Source organism: Streptomyces sp. NPDC004629, from assembly GCF_042873595.1.
Classification (GTDB): Bacteria; Actinomycetota; Actinomycetes; order Streptomycetales; family Streptomycetaceae; genus Streptomyces.
This window is the reverse complement of sequence record NZ_JBIALO010000016.1, coordinates 1-14,024: the sequence shown is the minus strand read 5'-3', so window position 1 is coordinate 14,024 and position 14,024 is coordinate 1. Positions and strand designations below refer to the sequence as shown.

The 14,024-nt window shown below is 70.9% G+C and carries 21 protein-coding genes and 1 pseudogene; 13 read left to right on the top strand and 9 right to left on the bottom strand.

The annotated features are described in order from the left end of the window. Positions 1-7: 7 nt before the first annotated feature. From ACFYTE_RS24140 to ACFYTE_RS24110, 7 genes are all read right to left on the bottom strand, one after another. Entirely contained in the window at positions 8-523 is a 516-nt protein-coding gene (locus ACFYTE_RS24140; protein ID WP_388713965.1) for a hypothetical protein, read from the bottom strand. A gap of 140 nt (positions 524-663) precedes the next feature. Further along, complete coding sequence (locus ACFYTE_RS24135; protein ID WP_388713962.1) at positions 664-1,347, bottom strand: uracil-DNA glycosylase; 684 nt, start codon at positions 1,345-1,347, stop codon at positions 664-666. A gap of 81 nt (positions 1,348-1,428) precedes the next feature. Next, positions 1,429-3,006, bottom strand: coding sequence for an ABC transporter substrate-binding protein (locus ACFYTE_RS24130; protein ID WP_388713959.1), 1,578 nt, complete (start codon positions 3,004-3,006; stop codon positions 1,429-1,431). A 255-nt stretch (positions 3,007-3,261) separates the two neighbouring features. Beyond that, the gene (locus tag ACFYTE_RS24125) at positions 3,262-4,023 is read right to left on the bottom strand and encodes an SDR family oxidoreductase (protein WP_388713956.1); all 762 of its coding nucleotides are present in this window, start codon (positions 4,021-4,023) and stop codon (positions 3,262-3,264) included. A gap of 21 nt (positions 4,024-4,044) precedes the next feature. Next, positions 4,045-4,806: a 3-oxoacyl-ACP reductase FabG gene (gene fabG, locus ACFYTE_RS24120; protein WP_388713953.1), complete on the bottom strand. Its 762-nt coding sequence runs from the start codon at positions 4,804-4,806 to the stop codon at positions 4,045-4,047. Between the two features lie 160 nt (positions 4,807-4,966). Then, on the bottom strand, positions 4,967-5,383 hold the full coding sequence (locus ACFYTE_RS24115) for a DUF3037 domain-containing protein (protein ID WP_388713950.1): 417 nt from the start codon (positions 5,381-5,383) through the stop codon (positions 4,967-4,969). Continuing rightward, positions 5,380-6,144, bottom strand: a complete 765-nt coding sequence (locus ACFYTE_RS24110; RefSeq protein ID WP_388713948.1) for a HipA family kinase — start codon at positions 6,142-6,144, stop codon at positions 5,380-5,382. Before ACFYTE_RS24110 ends, ACFYTE_RS24115 begins: the two co-directional genes overlap by 4 nt. A 419-nt stretch (positions 6,145-6,563) precedes the next feature. Here ACFYTE_RS24110 and ACFYTE_RS24105 point away from each other — a divergent pair, with 419 nt between their 5' ends. From ACFYTE_RS24105 to ACFYTE_RS24050, 12 genes are all read left to right on the top strand, one after another. Beyond that, positions 6,564-6,869: a gas vesicle protein gene (locus ACFYTE_RS24105; protein WP_388713945.1), complete on the top strand. Its 306-nt coding sequence runs from the start codon at positions 6,564-6,566 to the stop codon at positions 6,867-6,869. Between the two features lie 65 nt (positions 6,870-6,934). Further along, a complete protein-coding gene (locus ACFYTE_RS24100; RefSeq protein ID WP_388713942.1) occupies positions 6,935-7,366 on the top strand; it encodes a gas vesicle structural protein GvpA in 432 nt (143 codons plus the stop codon). 3 nt (positions 7,367-7,369) lie between these two features. After that, complete coding sequence (locus ACFYTE_RS24095; protein WP_388713939.1) at positions 7,370-8,083, top strand: GvpL/GvpF family gas vesicle protein; 714 nt, start codon at positions 7,370-7,372, stop codon at positions 8,081-8,083. Then, positions 8,083-8,340 carry a gas vesicle protein GvpG gene (locus ACFYTE_RS24090; protein WP_388713936.1) on the top strand — a complete coding sequence of 86 codons (258 nt, stop codon included), beginning with the start codon at positions 8,083-8,085 and terminating at the stop codon, positions 8,338-8,340. Before ACFYTE_RS24095 ends, ACFYTE_RS24090 begins: the two co-directional genes overlap by 1 nt. A 66-nt stretch (positions 8,341-8,406) precedes the next feature. Next, complete coding sequence (locus ACFYTE_RS24085) at positions 8,407-9,000, top strand: hypothetical protein (RefSeq protein WP_388713933.1); 594 nt, start codon at positions 8,407-8,409, stop codon at positions 8,998-9,000. Beyond that, entirely contained in the window at positions 8,993-9,139 is a 147-nt protein-coding gene (locus tag ACFYTE_RS24080) for a hypothetical protein (RefSeq protein WP_388713930.1), read from the top strand. The genes ACFYTE_RS24085 and ACFYTE_RS24080 overlap by 8 nt, the downstream gene beginning before the upstream one ends. Before the next feature lies 1 nt (position 9,140). Further along, positions 9,141-9,623, top strand: coding sequence for a gas vesicle protein (locus tag ACFYTE_RS24075; protein WP_388713927.1), 483 nt, complete (start codon positions 9,141-9,143; stop codon positions 9,621-9,623). Continuing rightward, the gene (locus ACFYTE_RS24070) at positions 9,620-10,465 is read left to right on the top strand and encodes a GvpL/GvpF family gas vesicle protein (RefSeq protein ID WP_388713924.1); all 846 of its coding nucleotides are present in this window, start codon (positions 9,620-9,622) and stop codon (positions 10,463-10,465) included. Before ACFYTE_RS24075 ends, ACFYTE_RS24070 begins: the two co-directional genes overlap by 4 nt. Beyond that, positions 10,462-10,707: a gas vesicle protein gene (locus tag ACFYTE_RS24065; RefSeq protein WP_388713922.1), complete on the top strand. Its 246-nt coding sequence runs from the start codon at positions 10,462-10,464 to the stop codon at positions 10,705-10,707. Before ACFYTE_RS24070 ends, ACFYTE_RS24065 begins: the two co-directional genes overlap by 4 nt. Then, positions 10,704-11,138 carry a gas vesicle protein K gene (locus ACFYTE_RS24060; RefSeq protein ID WP_388713919.1) on the top strand — a complete coding sequence of 145 codons (435 nt, stop codon included), beginning with the start codon at positions 10,704-10,706 and terminating at the stop codon, positions 11,136-11,138. Before ACFYTE_RS24065 ends, ACFYTE_RS24060 begins: the two co-directional genes overlap by 4 nt. A 64-nt stretch (positions 11,139-11,202) precedes the next feature. Further along, positions 11,203-11,664: a hypothetical protein gene (locus tag ACFYTE_RS24055; protein ID WP_388713917.1), complete on the top strand. Its 462-nt coding sequence runs from the start codon at positions 11,203-11,205 to the stop codon at positions 11,662-11,664. A gap of 296 nt (positions 11,665-11,960) precedes the next feature. Further along, entirely contained in the window at positions 11,961-12,473 is a 513-nt protein-coding gene (locus ACFYTE_RS24050) for a Rieske (2Fe-2S) protein (protein ID WP_388713914.1), read from the top strand. Positions 12,474-12,476: 3 nt separating this feature from the next. Here ACFYTE_RS24050 and ACFYTE_RS24045 read toward each other — a convergent pair whose 3' ends face one another. Continuing rightward, positions 12,477-13,121, bottom strand: a complete 645-nt coding sequence (locus ACFYTE_RS24045; RefSeq protein ID WP_388713911.1) for a cysteine hydrolase — start codon at positions 13,119-13,121, stop codon at positions 12,477-12,479. A 74-nt stretch (positions 13,122-13,195) separates the two neighbouring features. On the opposite strand from ACFYTE_RS24045, the gene ACFYTE_RS24040 reads away from it, so the two are divergent. After that, on the top strand, positions 13,196-13,663 hold the full coding sequence (locus ACFYTE_RS24040; protein WP_388713908.1) for a pyridoxamine 5'-phosphate oxidase family protein: 468 nt from the start codon (positions 13,196-13,198) through the stop codon (positions 13,661-13,663). Between the two features lie 40 nt (positions 13,664-13,703). Here the strand turns inward: ACFYTE_RS24040 and ACFYTE_RS24035 are convergent. Continuing rightward, positions 13,704-14,024: pseudogene (locus ACFYTE_RS24035) on the bottom strand (IS982 family transposase); the annotation flags it as partial.

Genomic DNA, 14,024 nt, shown 5'->3' with positions numbered 1-14,024 from the left:
GGCTCGCTCAGGCCCGGGGTCTGGGCGTCGGGCCCCAGGGTTCGTCGCCCGGGGGTGGGCCGCCCAGGTGCAGGGCCAGCCGGCTGATCGCCGCCCGCACGCCGTCGCCGTAGCTGTCGTCGGCGAGGGCCCCGGCCGCGCCGCGGGCCCGGCGCAGATGGCTGCGGGCCGCCTCGGTGCGGCCCAGCTTCACATAGTCGGCGGCGAGATTGAGGTGCAGCGACGGGTAGAAGCCGCGGACCGCGCCCGAAGCGCCGTCCGGCCCGCCGTGCGCCGCCTCCTGCGCCGCCGACAACGCCCTCAGGTCCCAGGCCAGTTCGTCCGAGGGATCGTCCTGCGTGTCGGCCAGATAGTGCGCCAGCGTGCAGCGGTGCAGCGGGTCCCCGTCCTGTCCGATCTCCGTCCACAGGTCGAGCAGGCGGCGCCGGGCCTCCTCACGGTCCCCGCCGTGGTGCAGCATGACGACCTGCCCGATGCGGGTCAGTACGCCGTCCGGCGCGGCCTGCTCCTGTCGCTCCACCACGGCGCCTCCTCCGTCTCGTGGCCGCACGCACCGCAAGCCGCCCGCCGGCCGCCGCGCCCCCGTCCCACCCCGACGCTAACCGGGGGCACCGGCAATCCCGGTCAGGCGCCCCCGTAGGGCATCGGCGCGCCTCGGCGCGGTCAGCCGAGGTCCGGGATCGTCCAGTCGACCGGCTCGTGGCCCTGCCGGGCGATCGCCTCGTTGATCTGCGTGAACGGCCGGGAGCCGAAGAACTTCTTCGCGGACAGCGGCGAGGGGTGCGCGCCCTTGACCACCACATGGCGGGTCTCGTCGATCAGCGGGAGCTTCTTCTGCGCGTAGTTGCCCCACAGGACGAAGACGGCCGGGTCCGGCCGCTCGGCCACCGCGCGGATCACCGCGTCGGTGAACTTCTCCCAGCCCTTGCCCTTGTGCGAGTTCGCCTCGCCCCCGCGCACCGTGAGGACCGCGTTGAGCAGCAGCACGCCCTGCTCGGCCCACGGCATCAGATAGCCGTTGTCCGGGATCGGCGTGCCCAGCTCCTCCTTCATCTCCTTGTAGATGTTCCGCAGGGAGGGCGGGGTCTTCACCCCGGGGCGCACCGAGAAGCACAGGCCGTGGCCCTGGCCCTCGCCGTGATAGGGGTCCTGGCCGAGGACGAGCACCTTGACCTTCTCGTACGGCGTCGCCTCCAGCGCGGCGAAGACCTCCTCGCGCGGCGGGTAGACGGGACCCTTCGCCCGCTCCTCCTCGACGAACTCGGTCAGCTCCTTGAAGTAGGTCTGCTGCAGTTCGTCGCCCAGAACCCCGCGCCAGGACTCGGGCAGCATGGCGGTGTCGGTCACGTCAACGTCCTTACGGTCTACGGTCACTTGCAGGTCTCAGAACCTACAGGCGACCACTGACAACCGGTGCCGCGACCGCCGTCACCAGTTGGTCTTGCGGTGCAGCTCCCACATCATCATGATCGTCGACGGGTCGAGCGCGCGCTCGCCGCCCGAGATGTCGTCGCTGGCCGCCACGTACTGCCGTCCCTGCCACAGCGGCAGCAGCCGGGCGTCGTCCACCAGTATCTGCTGCGCCTCCTCGAACTGCTTCACCACGTTCGCGCGGTCGCTCTCACGCCGGGACGCGGGCAGCAGCTCCTTGGTGATCCGGGGCGCCCGGTAGGGGGTGCCGAGGGCGTTCTGCTCGCCGACGAACGGGGCGATGAAGTTGTCCGCGTCGGGGAAGTCGGGGAACCAGCCGCGGCCGAACACCGGGTACTCGCCCTTCTGGTAGCCCACCACATAGGTCTTCCATGGGCGGCTCTTCAAGGTGATCGTGAACAGGCCGGAGTCCTCCAGCTGGGTCTTCAGCTCCTGGAACTCCTTGGCGGTCTCGGAGCCGTACCGGTCGGTGGTGTACCAGAGGGTCAGCGGGACGCGGCCGGTGATGCCCGCCTCGGTGAGGATCCTGCGCGCCCGCGCGGCGTCCGGTTCGCCGAAGTCGTCGAAGAAGCCGGTGGTGTGGCCGGTCAGGCCCTTGGGGACCATGGAGTACAGGGGGTCCACGGTGTCCTTGTAGACCTTGTGCGCGATGGCGGCGCGGTCCACGACCTGGGCCACGGCCTTGCGCACGGCGAGTCTGTCGGCCCAGGGGTCCTTCGGGTTGAAGACCAGGTAGCTGATGTCCGTGCCGGCGCCGTCGACCAGTTGCAGGTCCTTCGACTCGTGGCCCTGGAGGGCGATGATGTCGCCGGCCGCGAGGCCGCGGTAGGTCAGATCGATGTCCTTGGCGCGCAGCGCCTCGACCATGGTGGCGGAGTCCTGGAAGTAGCGGATCGTCACCGCCTCGTTCTGCCGGTCGGCGAAGCCCTGGTAGCGGTCGTTGCGGACCAGTTCGGCCTGCTTGCCCTCCTCGTACGATCGCAGCTCGTACGGCCCGGACCCGTGGACCGTGCCGTCCTCGCGCAGCGACCGGGCCGGGTACTCGCGCGGGTCGACGATCGACATGGCCGGGGTGGCGAGCACGAACGGGAAGGTCGCGTCGGCCTGGTTCAGATGGAAGAAGACGTCGTGGTCACCGCGGGTCTCGACCCGGTCGAGGCTGCCGAGGAGCCCGGCGGGGCCGCTCGGCGCATCGATGGCCCGGATCCGGTCGACGGAGTGCTTGACGGCCCCGGCGGTCAGCGGGTCGCCGTCGGCGAACCGCAGGTCCGGGCGCAGTGCGCAGTGGTAGGTACGGTTCGAACGGTCGGTGAACGCACAGCTCTTGGCGGCGTCCGGCTGGGGCGTGGTGGAGCCGTTGGGGTAGGCGACGAGGGTCTGGTAGATGTTGCGGAACAGCTCCCACGAGCCGTCCCAGGCCGCGGCGGGATCCAGCGTGCTCGGCGCGCTGGTGGTCCCGACGACGATCGGTTCCTCGCTGTTCGGATCGCCGTCGGAGAAGACTGCGCACCCGGTCACCAGAGATATGGACGCGATCGCCGCCAACTGACGCAGGCATCGGTTCCGGTCGAACACGCGCACGCTCCTCGATCTGCCATACCAAGGGGTCGGGTCGGCAGACCATACCGCAGCGCCGCGCCGGGCGAACCCGCTTCGGACAGGGCTCTGTCAGGTCGTTCATGACGACGTTGTCATCGCGCCGTGGACCCGCCGCGCACGGACGAGAGCGCCGTCCCCGTCAAGGAAACGACGCTCTCGTGCGCCCGATCGTTACCCGCGCGACGGTCCCTTCGCGCCCGGGTGCCGGCGCGGCCCGTCATCGCGCGGCGGTCAGCCGACGCCCGCGTTGAGGAAGATGCCGCCGTCCACGACGAGGGTCTGCCCGGTGATCCAGTCGGACTGCTCGCAGGTGAGGAACGCCGCCGCTCCCCCTATGTCGGAGGGCACGCCGAGCCGCCCGAGCGGGTAGGCAGCGGCGGCCTCCGCCTCGCGGCCCTCGTACAGGGCCTTGGCGAACCTGGTCTTGACGACGGCCGGGGCGATGGCGTTGACCCGCACCCGGGGCGCGAACTCGTGCGCCAGCTGCTGGGTCAGGTTGATCATCGCTGCCTTGCTGACGCCGTAGGCGCCGATGAACGGGGAGGGCGCGAGGCCCGCCACCGAGGCGATGTTGACGATCGCGCCGCCGTTGTCCTTCTGCCAGGCGTGCCAGGTCTTCTGGGCGAAACCGAGCGCGGAGATCACGTTCGTCTCGAACACCTTGCGCGCGACGTCGAGATCGAGGTCGGCCATCGGCCCGAACACCGGGTTGGTGCCGGCGTTGTTGACCAGGAAGTCGACGCGGCCGAAGGCGTCCATGGCGCGTTCCACGGCCTCGGCCTGGTGCGCCAGGTCATGGGCCTTGCCCGCGACGGCGACGGCCCGGTCGGCACCGAGCTTGTCGACGGCCTCCTTGAGGGCGTCCTCGCCCCGGCCGGTGATGCAGACGCGGTCGCCGCGCGCGACCAGCGCCGCGGCGACGCCGTAGCCGATGCCTCGGCTGGCGCCCGTGACGAGGGCGACCTTGCCGGTCGGCTCCGGGAGTTCAGTCATGTCCGTGTTCCCCATCGGTGCCTAGTCGAGCGGTCCGCCGGCCACGTACAGCACCTGGCCGGAGACAAAACCGGCCGCCTCGCCGGTGAAGAAGGCGATGGCGTTGGCGATGTCCTCGGGCTCGCCGACGCGCTGCACCGGGATCTGGGTGGCGGCGGCCGCCTTGAACTCCTCGAAGCCCATCTTGACGCGCTCGGCGGTGGCCTTGGTCATCTCGGTGGCGATGAAGCCGGGGGCGACGGCGTTGGCGGTGATGCCGAACCTGCCGAGTTCGATGGCGAGGGTCTTCGTGAAGCCCTGCAGGCCGGCCTTGGCGGCGGAGTAGTTGACCTGGCCGCGGTTGCCCAGCGCCGAGGACGAGGAGAGGTTGACGATCCGGCCCCAGCCCGCGTCCACCATGTGCTTCTGCAGGGCCCTGGTCATCAGGAACGAGCCGCGCAGGTGCACGTTCATCACGGTGTCCCAGTCGGCCGTCGTCATCTTGAACAGCAGGTTGTCCCGGAGCACGCCGGCGTTGTTGACCAGGATCGTGGGGGCGCCCAGTTCCTCGGCGACGCGCGCGACGGCGGCCTCGACCTGCGCCTCGTCCGAGACGTCGGCGCCGACCGCGACGGCCCTGCCGCCGCCGGCGGTGATCTTCTCCACGGTGTCCTTGCAGGCGGCCTCGTCAAGGTCGATCACCGCGACCGCGCGGCCCTCGGCGGCCAGTCGTACGGCGGTGGCGGCGCCGATACCGCGGGCGCCTCCGGTGACCACGGCGACCCGCTGCTCAGTGGTGGACATTGCTGGTTCTCCTCGCCCTTGAGAAATCCTGGTCGGCAGAGCCGGTCTGCGGCTCCCACCGTACGCCCGACCGATGAGCGACCGCTTAGTACCCTCGGTGGACGTGACGCTAGAAGCCCGGGCACCCGGTGTCAACGGCACACCCGGCGCATGTGATCCATTACCTCACCAGGAGGTCCAGCAATCGCTCCGCCTCGGCCGCCGGATCCGTGGTGAGCCCGGTGTGCACGGGACCGGGCTGCACCACCGTCGAGCGGGGCGCGATCAGCCAGCGGAAGCGCCGTCCCGCGTCGTCCCCGGCCGCCTGCCCGGCGGCCTCGCCGCCGGCGCACACCCCTTCGATCGCGCGGAGCGCCGCCCGTACGCCGTCCGTGTCCGCGGCCGGGTCGAGCGCCAGCAGCCTGGCCTCGTCCAACTGGATGCGGGCACCCACATACGCCCTGGCCCGGCAGTACACGACCACGCCCGCGTTGATGCACTCACCGCGCTCGATGCGGGGCACGACACGCAGCACGGCGTACTCGAAGACGTCACGGCCGCCGCCCTGGCCCGGCCTGATGATGTGCCGCTCGGTCACTTGGCCCCCTCGATGCCGGTGATGCGCTGGTGGATGACGGCGGCCCGGGCGAGGAGCGGCCGTGCGTAGGCGCGCCGGAGGTCGTCCGGCGAGTCGAAGCCGGGCTCGTCGGCGAGCCAGGCGTCGGGGATCTCGGCGGTCACCTCGGCGAGCAGGTCCCCGGTGACCAGGGGGGCCAGCGCGGCGGCGGCCGCCGCGACGTCCGGTGCGAAACGGGCCAGGGCGTGGTCCGAGGCGTCGTACGGGCGGGCGGCTGAGGAGTCGGCGCCCGGCCAGTTGTGGTGCCAGATCAGGGTGGCGCCGTGGTCGATGAGCCACAGGTCGCCGCGGTGCATCAGCAGGTTGGGGTTGCGCCAGGATCGGTCGACGTTGTTCACCAGCGCGTCGAACCAGACGATCCGCCCGGCCTCCCGGGGGTCCACGGCGAAGGCCAGCGGGTCGAAGCCGAGCGCGCCGGACAGGAAGTCCATCCCGAGGTTGGTGCCGCCGCTGGACCTGAGGAGGTCCTGCACCTCCCGGTCGGGCTCGCCGAGCCCCAGCACCGGGTCGAGCGCGATCGTCACCAGCGGGGGCACCCGGAAGCCGAGCCGGCGCGCCAGTTCCCCGCAGACCACCTCGGCGACCAGGGTCTTGCGGCCCTGGCCCGCCCCGGTGAACTTCATGACATAGGTATTGAGGTCGTCGCCCTCGACGAGCCCCGGCAGCGAACCCCCCTCACGCAGCGGCGTGATATAGCGGATCGCGGTGACCTCAGACAGCATTTTCCCAGGTTACACGCCTACTTGACCTTCCAATCGGCCACGATCGGCGAGCCGGCCAGGCGGCCCCGGGGTCGGAGTCGGTCGGCTCGCACGGCTCGCCCAGGGGGTACGGAGCGCGCAAGGCGGTTTCCTCAGCGGAGCGACCGGCAGCCGTGCAAATACCCGCCCACGTCTCCGTTGCGGTCACGGCGGCTCAAGTTGCCTCCCCAGCCCGCGTGCTGACGTGCTGCGGGCATGGATCCGGTAGTGACGGGCACGCGATCCCTACACACAAAGCAAGCCCCGGAAACGGTCGGACAGGTCCCGACGCCTCTGCGCGAGGACGCTGCCGAACCCCGCGGAGTGCGCACAGCCACGACGCCCCGCAGCGCGCCGCGGCTCGGGCCGCTTTCCCCCTTCCATGAGGCTACGGACGGACGATGACGAAACCCGAGAGGAACGACGTGGGCGACAGCGGAAGCGAATGCGGCCGTATCGGTGCTCCCGAAGCGATGCGCCGCGCCGCCGCCCAACTCGCGGGACTGCTCGGCAGGGAGCCGGACTCGGTGTCCGCAATCAAGAGGACCGACGACGGTTGGACCGCCTCCGTGGAAGTCGTGGAGATCGAACGCGTTCCGGACACATCGAGTGTCATGGCGTCGTATCGCGTCGACATGGACGACCAGGGTGAACTGACCGGCTATGACCGCGCGCAACGCTACGCACGGGGCCGGGTCGACCGATGAGGAAGTCGACCGATGAGGCACGAGAAAGAAACCGATGAGGCACGAGAAAGAAAGGGAGAAGCAACGTGAGCATAGTTCAGCAGTCCACTGTTCCGACGAGCGGTAGTGGTTCAGGGAATCTCTACGACGTCCTGGAACTGATTCTCGACCGCGGTCTCGTCATAGACGCCTTCGTCCGGGTCTCCCTGGTCGGCATCGAAATACTCAAGATCGACGTTCGCGTCGTCGTCGCCAGTGTGGACACCTATCTGCGCTTCGCCGAGGCGTGCAACAGGCTCGATCTGGAGTCGGGCCGCAACAAGCCCTCCGGCCTGACCGATCTCGTCGGGGACTCCATGGAGAGCGGCGCGAAGGGCAAGAGCAAGGGAGCGCTGACCGGAGCGGTCGAGGCGATCACCGAATCCCTCCAGGGCAAGTCCGACGGCGAGGGAGAGGGCGAGCACGCCGGCAAGTCGACGTCATCGAGCCGCCGTACGACCCGCCGCCGGGAGGAGTAGGCCATGCCCACCTACGTCTACGCGATCACCGCGTCGGACCATCCGCTCCGCGTCGACGCCTTGAGCGGGGTGGGCGAGCCCCCCGCCGCGGTGCGTACGGTGCGGGCCGGGGAACTGACGGCGGTCGTCAGCGATGCGCCCGACGGCCTCCGGGCCAAGCGCAGGGATGTGGCCGCGCACCAGGCCGTGTTGGAGAGCCTGATGGCCGACGGCGCCGCGCTGCCCATGCGGTTCGGGCTCGTGGGACCGGATGACGCACAGGTGGCAGCGGCCCTCGACGACCACCGGGAAAGCTACAAGGAACGGCTCGCGCAGCTCGACGGCTGTCTTGAATTCAATGTGAAGGTCTCGCGGGACGCGGACGACCTGCTGAAGGAGATCGTCCGTGCATCCGACGAGATCCGCCGGCTGAACGCGTTCACCCGGGCGAACCCGGACGCGCGGAACGAGAAGATGCGCCTCGGTGAACTCATCGCCGAGGAGGTCAAGGTCCGCCAGGAACGGGAAGCGAAGGAGATGACCGAGCGCCTCTTTCCGGCCGCGCTGGACACTGTGGTGGGCGAGGCGTCGCGGGACACCTTGCTGAACGTGTCGTTCCTGGTGAGGCGTGACAAGGCCGCCGCCTTTTCGCAGGCCGTGCAGGAGGAGGCCGCTCTGCACGGCGCGGCGTACACGATCCGGCTGAACGGCCCGCTCCCGCCGTACAGCTTTGTCTGATGGGGCTCATCACTCAGCTCCTCACCCTGCCGGTGGCCCCGGTCCGCGGCTTCACCTGGGTGCTCGGACACGTGCTGACGGCAGCCGAGCAGGAGTATTACGACCCCGACCCGATACGCGAACAACTGGCGGGACTGGAGAGGGAATTGGTCACGGGGCAGATCTCCGCCGAGGAATTCGACCGGCGCGAGGACGAACTACTCGACGCGTTGGAGTCCATCCAGTACGAGCGATGGCGGCTCGGCCTCGATCCATGACATCACACAGCCCGCGGATCCACGGGAGAACGGCCCTCCCATACCGGAGAACGAGGTGCGCACCAGATGATGCCCCACAACGTCAAGATAGGCGCGGCCCTGGTAGGGGGCTACGTTCTCGGACGTACGAAGAAAGCCAAGACGGCCATCGGACTGGGGATGTTGCTGGCCGGCAAGAAACTCAATCTCGATCCCAGGCAATTGGGGTCCGCGCTCAGCGACTCCCCACTCCTGGACGGCTTGAACGACCAGGTCCGCAGGGAATTCCTCGACGCCGCCAGGTCCGCCGCCACCTCCGCGCTCACTCAGCGGATCGGGGGCTTCGCCGACTCCTTGCACGAGCGCACCCTGCGACTTGAGGGCCGCGGCCACCATGACGAGGCGGCGGCGCCCGACTCCCGGCGCGAGGACGCCGACGCGCGCGGCGCATCCACAAAGGGCACCGCGAAGGGTGCGGCGAAGGGCTCCGCGAAGGCCAAGGCGTCGCCGCGCAGGAGCCCGTCGAGCGCAGGTGCTCATGCCTCCGGCGCCGCGAAGAAAACGGCGTCCGGCGGCACCCGCAAGGCATCGTCCGGCGCGCGGAAGTCCGCCTCGTCCGCACGCAAGGCGGCCTCCGGCACCGCCCGCAGGACCGGTCGCGGAGGTGGCGACCATGGCTGACTCGGCGTTCGGCGCGCTGCTCAGGCCGTACCGCACGTTCACCATGATGCGGAAAGAGGCCACCGACGCCTGGCGCGGCGAGCTCCGTGACGGCGAGGAATCCGAGGACGCCACGACGATCGGCACGGGGGTGAACTGACATGCCCGACTCACTGTCCGGCCGTACGGGCCGGTCCCCCGCCGCAGCCCCCTACGGGCCGCCGTCGCAGGGTAACTCCGCCAATCTCGCGGACATCCTGGAACGCGTCCTCGACAAGGGCGTGGTCATCGCGGGGGACATCCAGATCAACCTGCTCGACATCGAGTTGCTGACCATCAAACTGCGGCTGCTCGTCGCCTCCGTGGACAAGGCGAAGGAGATGGGCATCGACTGGTGGGAACACGATCCTTCGCTCTCCTCCCGCGCCGGTGACGATGCGCCGGACCGTCAGATGCCGGCAGGCCACGCGGGGGGCCGTGCCCAGGGGGCCGCGCCGGCCGGGAGCACCGACGGTCAGGCCGCGGAGATCGCCCGGCTGCGCGCCGAGGTCGCGGAGCTGCGCGCGGCCACGGCCCTCCCCGAGGCCGGGACCACCCACGGCGCGCGGGAGCCGCATGTACCCGAAGGGAGCGAGGAGCGGTGACGACGGACCGTGGAGCCGACGCCGGCACCGTCTCCTACCTGTACGCGGTGTGCCGCGCGAGCGCCCCCGACCCGCCGTTCGGGCCCGATGCTCCCCCGGCGCCCGCGGGCGGGACCGGCCTGCGGCTGGTCCGGCACGACGGGCTGGCGGCTGTGGTGGCCTCCGTGCCCGCCGAGGAGTTCGGCGCCGAGGGCCTTGAAGCCCGCCTGAACGATCTGGAGCGGCTGGAGGCTCTGGCCCGCGCACACAACGCGGTGGTGGACGCCGTGCACAGCCGTACCACCGTGCTGCCGATGCGGCTCGCGACGGTGTATCTCGACGACGCGCGCGTGGCCGGCGTTCTGCGCTGCGACGCCGATCGGTTCCGGCGACTCCTCGACTGGCTGGACGGCCATGAGGAACTCGGTGTGAAGGTGTACGCGACCCCGGTTGCTGCGGAGCGGCCCGCGGCTCCCGGCGCTGCCGCGCAGCCGCCGAACGCGGGGGCCGCCGCCGACGCTCCGGGGCGTGCGTATCTCCGCCGCCGCCAGGCGCAGCGGCGCGGCCACCGGGCGGCCTACCGCGCCGCGGGCGAGGTGGCGGCACGCCTGCCGCAGACGGTGTCCGGGCTTGCGCGGGCACGTGCGGCGCACCGCCCGCAGCAGGCCGGCCTGGGCCCACGGCCGGGCGAGAACATCGCCAACGAGGCGTATCTTGTCGCCCGTTCGGACCGCGCGGCATTCCGCGCCGCCGTCTCCTCGCTGGCTCAGGGAGTGCCGGGGGTGCGGGTCGAGGTGACGGGCCCCTGGGCTCCGTACTCGTTCACGGCGGACGTCGGCCCGAAGGAGGCGGACGTCCGATGACGGACCTGACCCGGTACATCCCGGCGGCCGGGGCGCGGCTCGACGGCTTCGCGGAGGAATCGCTGTCGGGTCGTGAAGTAGCCCTGATCGACCTGCTGGACCGGCTCCTGTCCGGCGGCGCCGTCCTGACCGGGGATCTCGTGCTGTCCGTCGCGGACGTCGATCTCGTCCACATCAATCTGCGCGCGGTCATCCGGTCGATCACCGGCGACGCGCCGTCGCCCTGGGTGCGTGAGCCATGACGGCGGAGAGCGACGACTTCGCCGCAGTCGCGCGGTCGGACGACTTCGCCGCAGTCGCGCGGTCGGCGGCCCGCGCCTTCGGCCTCGTGCCCGCGCCCCCTCAGCAGGCAGGCGGGGGCACGGAACCCGGCTCGCGCGGCGGGGACATCGCCCAGCGGCTGCGCACGGACCCGGAGACGGTGGAACGCGACCTGATCAAGCTGGTCCTCACCATCGTCGAGCTGCTGCGCCAGCTGATGGAACGCACGGCCCTGCACCGGGTGGACCAGGGAGACCTGGACGAATTCCAGGAGGAGCGCATCGGCATGACGCTGATGATCCTGGAGGACCGCATGGCCGAACTCTGCGAACGCTACGGGCTGACGATGGACGACCTGAACCTGGACCTCGGTCCGCTCGGGTCGCTGCTGCCGCACGGCCAGGGCGGCTGACGCCACGGTCCCGGCCCGCCGTCCCCGCCGGTTTTGCGGGCCGTTCAGCGGCAAGACGCACATCATGGCTACAGAAAAGAACAAGGATTCGAGCAAAGGTCCGCAGACCGCGCGTACGCGCACCGCAGGCGGCGCCGGCACCGTCCGCAAGAAGGCCCAGACCACCGCCGGGCAGGCCAAGAGGAGCGGCGCCGACTCGGCGCGGCAGTCCAAGGAGTCCGCGGCCGCGGCGAAGAAGACCGCCGAGTCCGGGACCACGTCGTTGGGCGCGGCGGCCTCGCACGCGGGACGGGCCGCCGCCGCGGGCGTCGAGTCGACTCGACGGACCACGGCCGCCGCCGCTTTTGGTGTCGCCTCGGGGGCCACGACCGCCTGGACGGTCGTGAAGAACCGCAAGAAGGCCGCGATGGGCGTCGGTGCGGGACTCGTCGGAGTGCTGGGCGCGACGTTCGCGGCGGGCAGGGCCACCGCACATCCGGCCGCCAAGGGCGGCCTCCTCACCCGTTTGACGAACGGACGCGTGTGACACGTTCTCTCGGGAGCGTCGGACCGCCCACGACCGCGCGGGCCCCGGGCGACACCCGACACCGCCCCTGTTGTCGGCCGCCCCGGTCCCGGGGCGGCCGAAGTCGCGTGACGGGCCCGTTCTGACGTCTCGGTTGCGGAGCCGTTGATCCGGACACCGGGCCACCCGCCCGGCGCGGCGCTCACGGCCCGTGGGCCCCGAGGACGCCGGGATCTCGGCCGCGTCTGAACGGGCGGACCCTACGGGCCGTACCCCTGAACGGATCAGGAGACAGCTCCGCGGAAGGGAATCCCCTCATGACCAGCGCATCGCTCGAATCCGCGGCGGGTCCGGCCCGCCGTACCGTCGTCGCGGCGGCCGGAGCGACGGGGCTCACCCTCGCTCTGGCCGCCTGCGGATCGGACAGCGGCTCCGGCTCGTCCGACCCGGCCGGCGGCACCGACACGCAAGGCACCGACGCGCAAGGCGACAGCGCGTCCACCGGCGGCGGTTCGGGCGGTGGCGAGAACGCCGCGGCCGGCGGCACCGTGCTCGCGAAGACCTCCGACATCCCGGAGGGCGGCGGCAAGATCTTCAAGGACCAGGGCGTGGTGGTCACACAGCCGACGGCGGGCCGGTTCGAGGCGTTCTCGTCGACGTGCACCCACCAGGGGTGCTCGGTGGGCAGCGTGTCCGACGGCGCGATCGTCTGCCCCTGCCACAACAGCAGGTTCTCCGCCGCCGACGGCACGGTGCAGGGCGGCCCGGCCACCCGGCCGCTGCCCGCCAAGAGCATCACGGTGTCCGGTGACCAGATCACGCTCGCGTGAGGCTCACGCCCCGCGCCGTGGCCGCCTGAGGCAGCCCAGTACCTCGTCGGTGGTCGCGACCGTGGCGACCAGCGCGAGGGTGTGGCGGACCAGCGCGAGGGTGTAGTCGGCGGGCACCCCCGCGATGGCGTCGGCGGGCACGACCGCGGTGTAGCCGCGGTTCACGGCGTCGAAGACCGCGTTGGGGATCGCCACGTTGGCCGAGACGCCGGTGACGATCAGCGTGCGGCAGCCCAGATTGCGCAGCAGCGCGTCGACTTCGGTGCCCTGGATGGGAGACAGGCCGTGCAGGCGTCGTACGACGATGTCCTGCTCGGCCACCTCGATCGGGGGCGCGACGCGCACCGCGGTGGTGCCGGACAGCTGCTGCACGGGCAGCCGTTCGGCCGCGCGGAACAGCCGCGCGTTGCGGCCGGCGCCCCGGCCGTCCGGGCGGCGCTCGGCGATGGCGTGGATCACCTGGACGTCGCTGTCGTGCGCGGCGGCGACGAGCCGGGCGACATTGCCGAGGGCGCCCGACGAGCGGGCCGCCCCGGCGAGTTCGGGCAGCGCCCCGTCGGGTCCCACGACGCCCCGCTGGCACTCCACGGTGAGCAGCACGGTGACCGTGGGATCGAGGAGTTCACTGAGCCGTTCGCAGGACGGCACGACGCCCCCTTTCGCCGAGGTGCGGGGCGGGCGAGACTAACGAGCATTGCCCGAGAGGGGAAGAAGGGGTCCGTATGACCGTCGCTCAACGCCGGGGCCGGAAGATCATGATGACGGCCGGTGAACTGGACGAGTTCCTCACCGGCCAGCGCACCTGCCGGGTCGCCACCGTCTCCGCGGACGGCGCACCGCACGTCAGCGCGCTCTGGTTCGCCTGGGACGGCACTTCGCTCTGGCTGTACTCGGTGGTGCGCAGCAGACGCTGGTCGGAGCTGCGCCGCGATCCGCGGGTGGCCGTCGTGGTGGACTCGGGCGAGGAGTACGACCAACTGCGCGGCGTGGAGCTGTCCGGGACCGTGGAGTTCGTCGGCGAGGTGCCGCGCACCGGCGAGCTGTGCGCCGAACTCGACACTCCGGAGACCCTGTTCGCCCGCAAGAACTTCGGTCTCGACGAGATGCCGCACGACGGCCGGCACGCCTGGGCGCGGCTGACCCCGGAGAAGATCGTCTCCTGGGACTTCCGCAAACTGGGCCTGTCCTAGGCCACGGCTAGATGAATGAGTCCAAGGGGTGTTGTTACAGTCAGTGATCGTAGGCGGTCAGTGACCGCTTGATCGGCTGTCCGGTTTTGTCGTTGTGCCAGATCACCGCTGTGAGTGCGAGGATCCGGCACAAGACGCGGGCCGCCACCCCTGCCGGGCTCTTGGCGCCGTGTCGTTCGAGGTCGAGCTGGCCTTTGAAGGTCTGGTTGACCGACTCGATGACCTGCCGCAGCGGCTTGAACAGGTGTGCCCCGGCCCGCTCGGGTTCGCCCTTGCGGGCCGGCCGCAGCAGTTCCAGGTGACGCTCGGCAAGGTCATGCTCGAACTCGCGGCCGTAGTAGTTCTTGTCGCCGATGATCGT

Coding starts and splice junctions, on each gene's coding strand:
- ACFYTE_RS24125 (WP_388713956.1), bottom strand. CDS start 4,023: ATGACTGAACTCCCGGAGCCGACCGGCAAGGTCGCCCTCGTCACGGGC.
- fabG (WP_388713953.1), bottom strand. CDS start 4,806: ATGTCCACCACTGAGCAGCGGGTCGCCGTGGTCACCGGAGGCGCCCGC.
- ACFYTE_RS24110 (WP_388713948.1), bottom strand. CDS start 6,144: ATGCTGTCTGAGGTCACCGCGATCCGCTATATCACGCCGCTGCGTGAG.
- ACFYTE_RS24105 (WP_388713945.1), top strand. CDS start 6,564: ATGACGAAACCCGAGAGGAACGACGTGGGCGACAGCGGAAGCGAATGC.
- ACFYTE_RS24095 (WP_388713939.1), top strand. CDS start 7,370: ATGCCCACCTACGTCTACGCGATCACCGCGTCGGACCATCCGCTCCGC.
- ACFYTE_RS24090 (WP_388713936.1), top strand. CDS start 8,083: ATGGGGCTCATCACTCAGCTCCTCACCCTGCCGGTGGCCCCGGTCCGC.
- ACFYTE_RS24085 (WP_388713933.1), top strand. CDS start 8,407: ATGATGCCCCACAACGTCAAGATAGGCGCGGCCCTGGTAGGGGGCTAC.
- ACFYTE_RS24080 (WP_388713930.1), top strand. CDS start 8,993: ATGGCTGACTCGGCGTTCGGCGCGCTGCTCAGGCCGTACCGCACGTTC.
- ACFYTE_RS24075 (WP_388713927.1), top strand. CDS start 9,141: ATGCCCGACTCACTGTCCGGCCGTACGGGCCGGTCCCCCGCCGCAGCC.
- ACFYTE_RS24065 (WP_388713922.1), top strand. CDS start 10,462: ATGACGGACCTGACCCGGTACATCCCGGCGGCCGGGGCGCGGCTCGAC.
- ACFYTE_RS24060 (WP_388713919.1), top strand. CDS start 10,704: ATGACGGCGGAGAGCGACGACTTCGCCGCAGTCGCGCGGTCGGACGAC.
- ACFYTE_RS24055 (WP_388713917.1), top strand. CDS start 11,203: ATGGCTACAGAAAAGAACAAGGATTCGAGCAAAGGTCCGCAGACCGCG.
- ACFYTE_RS24050 (WP_388713914.1), top strand. CDS start 11,961: ATGACCAGCGCATCGCTCGAATCCGCGGCGGGTCCGGCCCGCCGTACC.
- ACFYTE_RS24040 (WP_388713908.1), top strand. CDS start 13,196: ATGACCGTCGCTCAACGCCGGGGCCGGAAGATCATGATGACGGCCGGT.